This window comes from Gemmiger formicilis, from assembly GCF_016901605.1.
In the GTDB taxonomy this organism is placed as follows: Bacteria; Bacillota; Clostridia; order Oscillospirales; family Ruminococcaceae; genus Gemmiger; species Gemmiger formicilis_B.
The window spans coordinates 1-215 of the sequence record NZ_JACJKP010001078.1; the positions used below are offsets into that span (position 1 = coordinate 1).

Below are 215 nucleotides of genomic sequence, written 5' to 3' on the forward strand. Positions count from 1 at the left end.
ATCCTGAACGGCATTATGGATGTGGCCGCTGCCCACAAGAATGAGCGCGGCGCCGATCTGGTGGGCATCAACATGGAAGGCCCCTATATCAGCCCCCGCAAAGTGGGTGCCCAGCTCAAAGGCTTCGCCCGGCTCATTGAAACCGATGTGGCCGTCGTGGCCGATGCCCAGCAGCTGCAGGTCGATGCCGCCCACGCGCTTGATCACATAGTCAT

Annotated in this window: 1 pseudogene; it reads right to left on the minus strand. The window is 60.9% G+C overall.

From position 1 onward, the window contains the following. Positions 1–102: 102 nt before the first annotated feature. A pseudogene (locus H6B10_RS19015) lies at positions 103–215 on the minus strand (glucosamine-6-phosphate deaminase); the annotation flags it as partial.